This window comes from Bifidobacterium choerinum (genome assembly GCF_002761235.1).
In the GTDB taxonomy this organism is placed as follows: Bacteria; Actinomycetota; Actinomycetes; order Actinomycetales; family Bifidobacteriaceae; genus Bifidobacterium; species Bifidobacterium choerinum.
Genome location: NZ_CP018044.1, coordinates 1,105,392 through 1,117,452, shown reverse-complemented (window position 1 = coordinate 1,117,452; position 12,061 = coordinate 1,105,392). Strand labels below are relative to the sequence as shown.

Annotated in this window: 10 protein-coding genes and 3 tRNA genes; 3 read left to right on the top strand and 10 right to left on the bottom strand. The window is 66.4% G+C overall.

All coding sequences use genetic code 11. The features are described 5' to 3' along the window. Positions 1-254: 254 nt before the first annotated feature. The 8 genes from BcFMB_RS04300 to BcFMB_RS04265 form a co-directional block, all read right to left on the bottom strand. A complete protein-coding gene (locus BcFMB_RS04300; protein WP_024540989.1) occupies positions 255-1,505 on the bottom strand; it encodes an FAD-binding protein in 1,251 nt (416 codons plus the stop codon). A gap of 227 nt (positions 1,506-1,732) precedes the next feature. Next, positions 1,733-1,903 (bottom strand): 50S ribosomal protein L33, encoded by a 171-nt coding sequence (gene rpmG, locus BcFMB_RS04295; RefSeq protein ID WP_022858912.1) that lies wholly within the window; start codon positions 1,901-1,903, stop codon positions 1,733-1,735. Positions 1,904-1,955: 52 nt separating this feature from the next. Then, positions 1,956-2,029 (bottom strand) — tRNA-Met (locus tag BcFMB_RS04290). 4 nt (positions 2,030-2,033) lie between these two features. Further along, positions 2,034-2,105 (bottom strand) — tRNA-Thr (locus tag BcFMB_RS04285). A gap of 1 nt (position 2,106) precedes the next feature. Then, positions 2,107-2,188, bottom strand: a tRNA-Tyr gene (locus tag BcFMB_RS04280). A 590-nt stretch (positions 2,189-2,778) separates the two neighbouring features. Further along, on the bottom strand, positions 2,779-3,072 hold the full coding sequence (gene groES, locus BcFMB_RS04275; protein ID WP_024540990.1) for a co-chaperone GroES: 294 nt from the start codon (positions 3,070-3,072) through the stop codon (positions 2,779-2,781). A 272-nt stretch (positions 3,073-3,344) separates the two neighbouring features. Then, a complete protein-coding gene (locus tag BcFMB_RS04270; RefSeq protein ID WP_418215006.1) occupies positions 3,345-4,547 on the bottom strand; it encodes a hypothetical protein in 1,203 nt (400 codons plus the stop codon). A gap of 60 nt (positions 4,548-4,607) precedes the next feature. Then, positions 4,608-5,291, bottom strand: a complete 684-nt coding sequence (locus BcFMB_RS04265) for a GNAT family N-acetyltransferase (protein WP_232513883.1) — start codon at positions 5,289-5,291, stop codon at positions 4,608-4,610. Positions 5,292-5,631: 340 nt separating this feature from the next. Between BcFMB_RS04265 and BcFMB_RS04260 the strand changes: the two genes are divergently transcribed. The 3 genes from BcFMB_RS04260 (at position 5,632) to BcFMB_RS04250 (ending at position 8,033) form a co-directional block, all read left to right on the top strand. Continuing rightward, positions 5,632-6,282, top strand: coding sequence for a 5-formyltetrahydrofolate cyclo-ligase (locus BcFMB_RS04260; protein ID WP_051354874.1), 651 nt, complete (start codon positions 5,632-5,634; stop codon positions 6,280-6,282). A gap of 247 nt (positions 6,283-6,529) precedes the next feature. After that, the gene (locus BcFMB_RS04255; protein ID WP_024540994.1) at positions 6,530-6,715 is read left to right on the top strand and encodes an FmdB family zinc ribbon protein; all 186 of its coding nucleotides are present in this window, start codon (positions 6,530-6,532) and stop codon (positions 6,713-6,715) included. 274 nt (positions 6,716-6,989) lie between these two features. Further along, positions 6,990-8,033: an SAF domain-containing protein gene (locus BcFMB_RS04250; RefSeq protein ID WP_099721142.1), complete on the top strand. Its 1,044-nt coding sequence runs from the start codon at positions 6,990-6,992 to the stop codon at positions 8,031-8,033. On the opposite strand, the gene BcFMB_RS10055 is transcribed toward BcFMB_RS04250, so the two are convergent. Both BcFMB_RS10055 and BcFMB_RS04240 read right to left on the bottom strand, forming a co-directional pair. After that, a complete protein-coding gene (locus tag BcFMB_RS10055; RefSeq protein WP_099721723.1) occupies positions 8,030-8,179 on the bottom strand; it encodes a BAG family molecular chaperone regulator 5 in 150 nt (49 codons plus the stop codon). The genes BcFMB_RS04250 and BcFMB_RS10055 overlap by 4 nt on opposite strands. A gap of 248 nt (positions 8,180-8,427) precedes the next feature. Continuing rightward, a complete protein-coding gene (locus BcFMB_RS04240) occupies positions 8,428-12,054 on the bottom strand; it encodes a helicase (RefSeq protein WP_024540997.1) in 3,627 nt (1,208 codons plus the stop codon). Between the last annotated feature and the right edge of the window lie 7 nt (positions 12,055-12,061).

Genomic DNA, 12,061 nt, shown 5'->3' with positions numbered 1-12,061 from the left:
CTCTCTTATATGCAGCTGGCGCTCATGAGCTTTTGGCGTGACCTGCGAACAGGCGATGTGCCAGATACGCAGCCCAAGTGTAGGACGTACCCCGGCGCATCGTTCACTGTGAGCAAGATTGCGCCGTCGCGCGCCGCGCATCCCCGTGTTTTTCCGTGCAGATATGCGCGATGTGAGGGAAAAGGATCCGCCGGCCGCGATTGTGCGGCCGGCGGATCGGGGTCGTCTTCTGTGCGACCGTCGTGCGATCGCCGTCAGGACAGCCTCGTGTTGACCATGACCGGCTCGGGCACGAGCGTCACGTTGAACTGCTTGCGCACGCCGTCGCGGATCGCCGACGCGAGCGCGACGATGTCGTCGCAGGCCGCGCCGCCGCGGTTCGTGATCGCGAGCGTGTGCATGTCGGACAGCGCGGCGCGCGCATCCGGCGACACGCGGTAGCCCTTGTGGAAGCCGGCGTGGTCGATGAGCCACGCCGCGGACAGCTTGACGCCGGTCGAGCCGTCGGGCAGCGTCGCCGGGTACTTCGGCGAGTCGTCGGGCAGTGCGGCGGCCACCGTCGAGTCGACGATCGGGTTCATGAAGAAGCTGCCGCAGCTGTGGCGGTTGTAGTCCTCGTTCTCACCGACCGTCGCCTGTATATGCTCGTCGACGACGTCGGCGGGCGCGTCGTGCCGCGTCACGAAGCGCTGCTGGTCGCGAATCGCACGTTCGACCGCGTCCGGCCGCTTCTCGTCGACCATGACGGGCAGACGGTAGCGCGTCGCGTCCTCGAGCATCGCCTTCGACGCGCGCACGTCGAGCACGGCGTCGCGCAGACGGGCGATCGGGATGCGGTCGGAGAGGTTGACGTGCAGCGCCTGCGCGAGCTGCGGATAGTTGACGGTGCCGCTTTCGGTGTGCGTGAGCGCGAAAGTCACCGACAACACGATGTAGCGCGGCGACGGATAGTATTCCTCGTTCGGCACGCCCGGCGCCTTGTACATGCTTGTCTTGAGCAGGCTCGAACGGTAGCCGAACTGCATTTCGACGTTCGACAACGTCTTCGTCTTGCGGTCCTCGCGGTCCCACACCTCGACCGATTCGACGCTCGTCGCGACCTCCTGGCCGTAGGCGCCGATGTTCTGCACGACGCTCGCGCCGACGTTGCCGGGGATGCCGGAGAGCCCCTCGATGCCCTCGAGGCCGCGTTCGACGCAGAACTCGACGAGGTCGTCCCAGTTGCAGCCGGCTTCGGCGGTCACATGCACGGTGTTGTCTCCGTTCTCGACCGGGTCGGCTTCGTCGGGCACGGTGATCAGGCGGCGCGCGTCGCGCAGCACGAGGCCGTGGAAGTCGTCGTCGGAGGCGAGCAGGTTCGAGCCACCGCCGATGACGCACACGGGGATGCCGTGCGTGTCCGCGTGTTCGATCTCTTCGATGATGCTCGCGCGTGTCGTCGGTTCCATGAAATGATCGATATTGCCACCTACGCCGATGGTGGTGAGCTCTGCAAAAGTTGTCATAGCTCCCACAGTAACAAAAATCGTCGGCGCCGGGCCGGGTTCAGCTGCCACAATATCGACTGCGCGCGGACGGAACGATGGATGGCTGGCGTGGCGACGCAGCGGAGGCGGCAGCGACGATAGCGCCGTGGCGGTGCGGCGCGCGTACGTGGCGACGATGCACGGCGGCACGGCGGAAAACGAAAGGAGCCCGACCTTTCGGTCGGGCTCCTGCAAAGAATCTATGCTCAGCGGGTCTCGCGATGAAGCGTCTGCTTGCCGCAGCGCGGGCAGAACTTCTTCAGTTCGAGACGATCGGGCGTGTTACGACGATTCTTCGTCGTGATGTAGTTACGCTCTTTGCACTCGGTGCATGCCAGCGTGATGCCCGGACGAATGTCTGCGCTCTTGCTTGCCATTTGGTTCACCTCTTGTTGTCGAATATGTGGGCCGGTTTCCCGGCCCTTATAGTAGCGAGAAAGAGACTCGAACTCTTGACCTTACGATTATGAGTCGTACGCTCTAGCCAGCTGAGCTATCCCGCCAGAGAGCCTCGAGTGAGAATCGGACTCACGACCTCTTCCTTACCAAGGAAGTGCTCTACCACTGAGCTATCGAGGCGTGGCGGATAGTGGATTCGAACCACTGAAGCACGAAGCGCCTGATTTACAGTCAGGTCCCTTTGACCGCTTGGGAAATCCGCCATCGTTTTCGGTTGAGGTTCAACCGGCAACTTGGCTAGTATGCCACGGGAAGGTAACTTTCCGCAAATCTCGGCGTGTCGCGTTGCCGTTCCTCGATTTTCACCCATCGGCGCAACAGCCTTCTCGCGTGCGGCCGCCGGCCGCACATACGGGTCAACAGCAATCCGCCGCCGCTATTCCCGCCCCACGCACAGGCGTGCCGCGGCGTGCGCGACGCCAGACCGCACTCCGGTCGTAGGCGCTCCGCGACCCATGCACAGCGTCCCGCATTGCGCATCAGCACGCCCAGCACACTCCACCGGCGTCGCACACTGCGCACCCATACGCCGGATGAGACGCTTAGCACCCCGCCAGCGTCCCGTACCGCGCACGCGTACGCACACCGAGGCGGCCTGCGCCCAGATCACGACCCACGCTGCGCACGCATACGCAGATCGAGACGCTTAGCCCGCCAGCCGCGACCCACACTGCGCGCATATACGCCAGCCACGTCATCCCCGCACGCCGGATATGCGAAGGCCCCGCGTGTCGGGATGACACGCGGGGCCTTCGTCAACGTGTGGTGCGTGATTCACGCGCCGAATCGAGAATCAGGCGAGGATCGCGAGCACGTCGCGCGCGGCCACGATGAGGTAGTCCTCACCCTGGTAGTGCACTTCGGTACCGCCGTACTTCGAGTACAGGATCTTGTCGCCGACCTTGACATCCATCGGGATGCGCTCTCCCTTCTCATCGCGGCGGCCCGGGCCGACGGCGAGGACTTCGCCCTGCTGCGGCTTCTCCTTGGCGTTGTCCGGGATGAACAGGCCCGAAGCGGTCTGCGTCTCGGCCTCAGCCTGCTTGACGATGATCTTGTCTTCCAGTGGAATGAGTGGGAACGACACGACGTACCTCCTCTTTCTGCATTGCTGCATGCGAACAATCGTTACGGTTTCGCTCGGGAACGAATACGTCAGGCGGCTGACGATTCACTTGCCGCACCCTTTCCGTCGCGCTAGTTGCCTATCCTAGCGCGACCGGTAGCACTCTGCCAACTCGAGTGCTAACGCTGTGAGAGAAAACGTTGCGAATCAACGAAAAACGCCGACCGAAAGAATCGGTCGGCGTCTCAAAACGTGGCATGTCGCGGAGCGGAAACGCCCTGCGACGGCGATGGTCAGTTGCCGCGGCGCGCGAGAATCGATTCGAGGTTCGTTCCGAGCGAATCGCTCGTCTCGTCGGGCGCCTCGACAGCGGCGTTCCGTTCGCTCTCGTGGAACGCGACGGAATCGTTGATCGGCGACGGAGCGGCGGTCTCCGCGTTCGGCGTATCGTCCGCGGAGGATTCGGCGTCCGCAGGCGCGTCACCGGATGCATCCGCTGCGGCGGAGTCGTCGGCGACTGCCTTCGGCTCGGCCTTCGCGACCTGCTTCGTCGACTTGATCTCACGGCTTTCGGGAGCCTGCTGCGGATGGTCGACGCCGTTGCGCGGCGCACCGAGCGAGAAGGAGATCAGATCCTGGTTGATCGCCATGTCGAAGGCGTCGACGGCGGACGCCGGCGAGATCTCGGACAGTTCGTTCGTCTCGTCCGGCGGATAGGCGTTCGCCTCCTCGCGTACGACGAGCTGTGCGTGCACACGCTCGTCCTCGCCGGACGCGGCCGCCTCGATCTGCTCTGCAGCCTCCCCCGGCTGCGGCTCGGCCGTCTCCTGCTGCGCGGCCTGACGGCGCGCGAGCGCCTGCGCCTGCTCGACGCGCGCCTGATGCAGCGCTCGGCGAATCTCACGCTGTTCCATGACGTCGGTGCGCGTCTCCTCGGGCGCCTGCTGCGCCGCGTCGGCGTTCGTCGACGGGGACTGTGCGGCGGCGACGGCCGCGTCGGCCTGACGCTTGACGACCTTCGGGCGCATCCGCTGCCTGCGACGATGCTCCTGTTCCTTCGCGGCGACCTTCGCCTCCCATGCGCGCGCCTGCTTGGACGCGTGGATGCCGAGGCCGCAGACGAGCGCGAGCAGTCCCGCCGGGATGAGCGTGTACCACGGGCTGAAGTGCAGCACGAAGGCGAGGACGAGGACGACGACGGTCGCGGTGAGCAGCGCGCCGGCGATCAGCTTGCGGCGATGCGCGGCGGCACGGCGAAGCTTACGTACGTTGGCCACATACTCGCGGTATTCGCGGTACGCACCGTGTTCCTTCTGCGTCGCTGGCATTATCGCCCCTTTCGTCTTCGGCGAATCGACATCGTTGAACGTCGTGCCGCTTTGCTCATCCACCAGATGCAGCGAAGTGGAGTATCGGTCCGAACGATGCTTCATCACTGTTTTCATGCCGTCGACCGTCTTGCGTGGCAGCCATATCGCCATGATGATTCCGACCATCACCAAGACCACGATCGTGCTCAGTGATTCGTAACCCATAGTTCCTAAGAATAAAAGAATTTAGGACAATGAGGAAACGCGTTCGCCGGGCGTGTCGCCAATCAGACGGCGGGTGAAGCCGTCGGGGGCGTCCTCGGCGAGCAGGCTGTACGATTCGTGGTCGCGCCAGTGCCCATTAATGTACATATATTTTCGTCGGATTCCCTCATATTTCGCACCGATCTTCTGCACGACGCGCCGCGAACGCTCGTTCTGCGGCACGAGGTCGATCTCCACGCGATGCAGCCGCGGTCCGTCCGGATCGAGCATCGCCCAGTCGGCGAGCATCGTCACGGCGAGCGGCGTGAATCCCCTGCCAGCGTAATCCTGATCGATCCAATAGCCGATGATGCCGCTGCGCATCGCCCCGAACATGACCGCGCCGAGCGAGATCTGCCCGACGATGCGGCCGTCGTATTCGATGACGAAGACGATCGCCGACCCCGAGCGTTCGTCACGCCGCTGCATATGTATCCATTGCGGGAACGTGACCGAGCGATGACGCTCGGGGTCGTTGGAATCCCACGGTTCGAGCCATGCCGCGTTGCTTATGCGCACCTGATCCCATTCGTCCTCGTCGGCCGCCGTCATCGTGCGCAGACGGATCGCCGGCGCATCCGCGGGCGCGAGCAGCGTCAGCGGCGTATGGAAGGCGTTCGGGTCGTCGCGTCGCATCCGGTCGCGCAGGGTTCGCAAAATCGTCACGCCCCCATTGTCGCACGCAGCGGCGCGCACGCCGTCTGCATGCAGCCCACGCACGGCCCGCACGGCACATGACGATCTCCATGCCCGGATCATATGCATCCCGCCGAAACCATGGGCAGCTCGCATGCGGTCAGACGCATCCCGCGCACAATCCACATGCAGCCCATACGCAACGCGACCACGCGCGCGATCCATATGCAGTCATACGCGTCCCGTGGGCCATCGCGCAACCGCGCGCCGTCCATCCAAGACCGTATGCAAGCATGTGCAGATCCGCACGCCGTCCCATCCCGCGGTCGGCGCAGCGCCGCCGAGGCCGCGGCGTGGTAGAACCGTGACCATGTCTACGAACCAGCCGAATCCGAACCCGCCGATCGATGCACGCAAACGCGAGCTCCGCCATGAGCTGCTCGCGCAGCGCCGCCACACGACGGACGCCGAACGCGCCGCCGCCGGCGAACGCTGCGCCGCCTCGCTGTTCGCGCTTCCGCTGTTCTCCAAACCGCGCACGACGCCGCTGACGATGGCCTGCCATGTGTCGATGGGCACCGAGATCAGCACATTGCCGATCCTCAACGAGGCGGCGTCGCGCGGCATCGAACTGCTCGTGCCGCGGCTCGGTTCGGGCAGGGAGATCGGCTGGTCCCGGCTGACGTCGCCCGACGAGGTCACCGCGCTGCACCACGAACATGCCGCCGGCGACGGGCATATGCCGCGTCCCGACGAGCCCGACACCGGGACGCTGCCGGCCGAGGCGCTCGCCGACGCCGACATCATCGTGCTGCCGGCGCTCGCCGTCGACCACGGCGGCGGCCGACTCGGACGCGGCGCCGGATGGTACGACCACGCGCTCGAATACGCACGTCCCGCCGCGCCGCGCATCGCGATGTGCTGGAGCTGCGAATTCGTCGTCACGCCGCTGCCGACGCAGCCGCACGACATGCCGGTCGACGCCGTGCTCACGCCGCAACATCTCGTCTTCATCCAGTGACTGCGGCAGTCACCCAGTGACCGCCGCAACCATCCGGCCGCCGCCGCATGATCTTCGCGATCCGACGACGCGCATGCGACGATGCCCAGACCGCGGCGCCGTCACGGCGCGACCGCACCGCGACCACATCGCCGACGGCCTACGCCCACGGTGGATGACCGTAGCCGCTCATGCACACATGTGAGTAGTCTCTGGGGATTAGAACAAGTATGCGCTCGCGCGAACGCGCCCACCCGAAAGGAGCATCATGCCCGTCTACCATTACCGCTGCAAGAACTGCGGCTACGACTTCACCGAACACCAGTCCTTCGACGACGAACCGATCACCGTCTGCCCCAAGTGCGGCGAGCCGACCGTCCACAAGGTGTATTCGGCCGTCCCGATCACCTTCAAGGGCAGCGGCTTCTACCGCACCGACAAAGGCTCGAAGTAAGAGGTTTCCGCGTTCTCCGCATCGGCAAAGGCCACCGCGCGGCCCATCAGGGTCCGGTGGCCTTTGCGCTGTCCACAGTCGTCTGATGGACGTTGTGGATAGGCTATTCGTTCATCCACATCGATGTGGATACGATGTGGACTGAGAGCGAACAATCTTCACAATCCACAGCTTTTCACGGCGTGTCGTCCACATTTGGCCGACGACACACCCTTCCGGTCACATACCCCGCCCGGGCTGGACTCAGCCGACCGCCGGGACGCATTATGCTGCCATGATGCATTTGTTCGACTTTGGTTCCCGCTCCAGACGCGGCGACTCGGCACAGTCCGGCCATCCGCGCACGCCGTGCGGCCGCCGGCTCGACCGCCGCGCGCGCAAATTGCTCGCGGCCTGCTGTGCCGCGCTCGCCGTGCTGTGCACGCTCGAATGCGTCGTCACGGCGACGGCGACGCGCAGAGTGCTCACCGCCGCGCATCAGATCCAGGCCGGCGACGCCGTCGTCACCGCCGATTTCACGATGACGGCGCTGCCGGCGAGCGATGCATTGTCCGACGCCGTCGACGCGCTCGATGACGAGACGGCCTACGCGCTCATCGACATCCGCGAAGGCGACGTGCTGCTGCCGACGATGCTCGGCCGCGTACCGGCCGTCGCGCCGGGGCACACCGTCATCGACGTGCGTCTCGGCGAGCTCAGCCGCCCCTTCTCCCCCGGCACGCATATCAGACTGACGGCGGCGACCGGCTGCTCCCCTCCTGCAGCGGAGACGGCCGGCAACGGTGACGCCGCCGATGCGGCAGGTGCGGCAAACGAGTCGGGTGCGGACGATGCAGCCGGCACGGACAGCGGAGGTGCATCCGGCAGAGGTGCAGCCAGCAAAGATGCAGCCGGCAGAACGGACACTGGCGGCAGAACGGACACGGTCAGCAGAACGACGGACGCAGACGGCAGATCAGGTGCAGTCGGCAAACAGGCAGGTGCACACGGCAAGCCGGACACGGACGGCACAACGGCGGATGCCGACGACGCAACAGCCGTCGGCGCAACGGCGGATGTGAATGCCGGAGCAGCCGTCGGCGCAAACGCACGCGCAGCAGCCGACACCAATCCGGAAGCCGATGCGGCCGCCGATGCCACGATCGTCGCGGACGGGCTGTGCACGGTCAGCGACGACGCGATCGTCATGGGGCCGCCGCGCGACGACGTGGCGGGTGACGGCCATCTGACGCCGGTCGCGATGAGCGCGGCCGACGCGATGCGCACGTTGCAGGCGCAGACGAACGGGCCGATCCTCGCCGTACGCGCAGACGACTAGCGGCCGCGCTCTTGGAAGACGCCCCAATGCGGCGGCAGCTCGCCGAGGATGCGGCGGTCGTCGTCGGCCGCCTGCTGCTCGCGCGTGCGCATGTCGCCGGCCTCAAGCTTGACGCCGTCGGCGTCGAAACGCTCGGTGCCCTTCATGACGACGCGACGATGGCGCCGCGGCGTGCGTCGCTCGGCGCTGTACGCCGGCGCATGTGCAGCATTCGCGGCGGGCGCATCGTCCACGGCGGCGGCGTCCGCGCCGGCATTGCCGGCAGCGTCCACGGAGGCATCGCCGGCAGCGGCGGCGGCAGAGCTATCGACGGCAGTGACGTCGGCAGCGGCGACGGCGACCGTGTCATCGGCGCCGTCGCCGCTGCCGTCGAAGACGCGGATGACGGCGGCGCTCATCGCTGCGACTCCCGGTACAGCGAGTCGAGCTGCGCGACGACGCGGTCGACCTCCTTGTCCGGATTGACGAAGGCGGCGACGCTCCAGATCGTCATGACCGACCAGCCGAGGCCCTCGGTGTCCTGTTCGAGGATGCGATGGCGCTCGCGCGTCGACTGGATGCCCATGAACTGGGCGTCGTCGGTGAACACGGCGAGTGCATACGGCTTGTCCTTGCGACCGACGACCATCGGCAGCCGCACGCCGCCGTCATAGCCGTAGTCGACGGCCACGTCGAGACCGCGCTCGCGGATGCGGGCGGCCAGATCGGTGAGCAGCACATTGTCTGCGTCGGGCCTACCGGCCGCCTCGACCGGCGTCTCGTTGCCAAGCCGCTGCGCCCAGACAAGCAGCGTCTTGAGCATCTTCGGGCCGGCGTGGTGCAGACGGTCGTCCTCGAGGTCGTCGGCGTTGAACGCGCTGACGATGTCGATGTTGTGGTCGGCGAGCGCGAGCGCATCGAGCAGCATGCCCCTGCCGCCGTCGCTCTCGAGCGCGCCGAACTGCTGCAGCAGACGGCCGTGCGACGTCTTCGCGTAGCTCATCGACAGGATGACGTCGGTCGCGTGCGCGCCGGCGACGTCGGTGATGTCGATGATACGCACGTGCCGCAGGAAGCGTCCCATCGGCTCGTTGCGCGTCGCGAGCGCCTTGAGTTCGGCGCCCAGACGGGTGCGGAAGGTCGGCGTCATGCACACGACGGTCAGGATGTAGCTCGCCGGCACGGCGGTGAAGGTCTGCGCGCGGCGGGTGATGAGGGAGACGATCTCGTCGATCTCGCCCTGGCTGCTTTCGACGAGGCCGCTTGCCATGATCGGCACGCCGGTCGCTTCGATCTGGTGGAAGACGAGGTTCCCCTGCACGCCGTCGCGCGCCACGTCGTGGCTGACCTTGCCGTAGCCCTGCGCTTCGAGGAAGCGGTTGACGCGCGGGTCGCGGCGAGTCGGATGCGGCGCGACGGTGACGTGCGGTAGCAGCGAGACGAGCGTGCGCACGCTGTCGGAGGTGATCGTCTGCTCGTGGGCGAGGACGACGACCTGACGGGCGCGGCACAGGATGTTGAGCAGCAGGATCGACGGCAGATGCGCGGCCGCGTCGACGATGACGACGTCGGCGATCGGCGTCGGCTTCGTGACCGACGCGAGCGTCGCCGGCGTGCTCATGATGACCGGCTTCGCGGCGGCGAGGATCTCGGGATGGTCATGGTGGATGCGGCTCAGCGAGATGCCGTTCGAGCCGGCGAGCACCGTGTGCAGCATGTTCGCCTCCTGCGTGCGGGCGAACAGCAGGTCGCACAGCCGGTGCATCGACTCCTGCATGATCATCGGGCCGACCGAGCGCACATGCTCGGTGTCGACCTGCACGAAGCGGTCGGAGGCGCTCTGCAGCGCCGAGCCGTCCTGATTCGAGATGATCGCCGACGAATGCACGATGTCGTCGAAGACGGTCGTCCACCAGGCGAGGCGCAGCTCGTCGCACACGGCGTCGACGGCCACGTGGCGGTTGTGCAGGTCTTCGACGAGCTCGCTCAGGCCGGCGGCGTCGAGCTCACGTTCGAGCGTAGCGCGTTCGGGCAATGTGTCGAGCGCCTTGCGGTCGTCGAGCAGCGCCTTGAGCCGCTCCTCGACGGCGTTGAAGTCGGTCGACTGCAGGTCGCCTCCGTCGGGCGTCGTCGCGAGCACCGTGCCAAGCGCCGTCATGTTGGAGACGAGTTCGTCCTGCGTCGTGATGATGTCGTCGAGCTTCGGCGGCAGCACCGGCCAGCCGCCGTGCGGCACGAACAGGCGCCACTGTTCGGCCTGACGCTGCACGACGCATAGCGCGTCGTGCAGGTTCTCGACCTGCGCGCCGACGCGCAGCAGGCTCTTCGCCTCCTTGACGTGACGGCGGCGTTCCCAGAAGCCCATCGTCGAGCCGTCGGACTTACGGTCCTGCTTCGGCTTCGTCGCCTCGATCATCAGGTCGATGTCGCGTTCGAAGATCTCCGGCTGGAACACGTCGAGTACGCGCCGCAGGTTCTTGAGCACGGTGACCTGGCGTCCCCATTCCTGCGCCGTCGTCGGCACCGAGAATCCGCAGGTCTTCACGGTGTTCGTCACCTGCTCTCGTGTCGCCGGCAGCAACGTGCGCAGCATCGTGACGACGCGCTGGTAGGCGCCGATCGCCTCGTCCTCGCTGTAGAGGGAGGCCTTGTACCACGCGGTGTCCTTCGCGTCGATCGTGTATTCGCCGAGTTCGCCGGCGCGGTCGAGCTTGGCCGCCCAGTCGTCGAGTGACGGGCCGATCGCCTGCGCGACCTCCTTCGACAGGCGCACATGCGTCGACGGATGCGTCGGCAGTTCGGCGATGCTCGCGAGATTCTGGATCGTCTGGTAGGCGGAGACGCCCCACGTCTTGTTGACGCCGTGCAGGTCGCCGAGGTAGCGTGTCAGCCTTGAGCGCACGCCGACGAGTTCGTCGGCGAGCTGTTCGAAGCGCGACGTCGCGACGCCCTGCTGGTATCCGACGGCGCGGATGAGCTGATGGTCGATTGCCGCGTTCGCGTTCGGGTCGGCCACGTCGAGCACCTGGCCGCCGAGTTCGTTCGCGCGCATGATCGACAGGAAACGACGCTTCTGATCGGTCACGCACGGCACATACAGCACGGAACGACCAGCCATGATGCAGCGCGAGGCGATCGCCGCGGCCTGTTCGGCCGTGTCGGTGTCCTCGGTGCCGTCGACGAACAGCGAATGCCCAGCGGCGGCCATGTTCGCGGCGTAGCGCACGGTGTTGTCGACGTCGCCGATCTCGTATTCGGAATGCGGGTCGCCGTCGAACGGGCTGAAGGCGGGCATCTGCTCGTTGCTCAGCGATCCGCGCGCCTCCGGGTAGCCAGCGAGCGCGTCGAGCATGACATTGCCGCTCGGCCCCTTCGCGAGGTGGTCGATGATCATCTGGCTTTCGACGAGGATCTGCGTCGACGGGTCCATGAAGCAGCCGAGGATGATCTGACGCTCGATCAAGAAGTCGGGGAAGACCTGCTGCGCGGCCTTCGAGATCGCGGCGAAGACGGCGGCCGTCTCCGGCGTGCCGGACGCGTAGTTCGAGCCGTCGAACAGCTGGCGTTCATCGAGGCGCACGCCGTGTTCGCGCATCGCGGCGAGGAAGGACGCGTTGAGCCGCACATGGCCGGTGAAGCTGATCGTCGTGTGGTGTTCGACCGGATTGCCGTCGCGCACCACCTCGACCGGGTAGAGCAGCACCGGCATCATGTTGCCCTTCCATGTGGCCACGCCGACGACGAGCGACAGTTCGGCGACGCCGCTGATGCGCCGCTTCGCGCCCTGGTCGTCGAGCACGCGTTCGACGCGGCGCGCGGCCGTGCGCAGCATGCCGCTGTCGCGGAACAGCGAATGCAGCGGCGCGCTGCCGCGGGCGAACAGCTGGGAGATGCCCGACGGGTGCGCGTGCGTGAGGTCGACCTGCGCGGTCAGCTGCGCCACGTCCTCGAGCGGCGAAGGCACAAGGTTCGCCTTGAACTCCTCTCGCCACCGGCGCAACTCGTTGAGCGCACCGCTCGTCTGGGTGGAATTGTCCGTCATCTGCTCG

Excerpts from the sequence above, each read along its gene's own strand:
- BcFMB_RS04300 (WP_024540989.1), bottom strand. The coding sequence starts at position 1,505 with ATGACAACTTTTGCAGAGCTCACCACCATCGGCGTAGGTGGCAATATC.
- rpmG (WP_022858912.1), bottom strand. The coding sequence starts at position 1,903 with ATGGCAAGCAAGAGCGCAGACATTCGTCCGGGCATCACGCTGGCATGC.
- BcFMB_RS04270 (WP_418215006.1), bottom strand. The coding sequence starts at position 4,547 with ATGGTCGGAATCATCATGGCGATATGGCTGCCACGCAAGACGGTCGAC.
- BcFMB_RS04260 (WP_051354874.1), top strand. The coding sequence starts at position 5,632 with ATGTCTACGAACCAGCCGAATCCGAACCCGCCGATCGATGCACGCAAA.
- BcFMB_RS04255 (WP_024540994.1), top strand. The coding sequence starts at position 6,530 with ATGCCCGTCTACCATTACCGCTGCAAGAACTGCGGCTACGACTTCACC.
- BcFMB_RS04250 (WP_099721142.1), top strand. The coding sequence starts at position 6,990 with ATGATGCATTTGTTCGACTTTGGTTCCCGCTCCAGACGCGGCGACTCG.
- BcFMB_RS10055 (WP_099721723.1), bottom strand. The coding sequence starts at position 8,179 with ATGAAGGGCACCGAGCGTTTCGACGCCGACGGCGTCAAGCTTGAGGCC.
- BcFMB_RS04240 (WP_024540997.1), bottom strand. The coding sequence starts at position 12,054 with ATGACGGACAATTCCACCCAGACGAGCGGTGCGCTCAACGAGTTGCGC.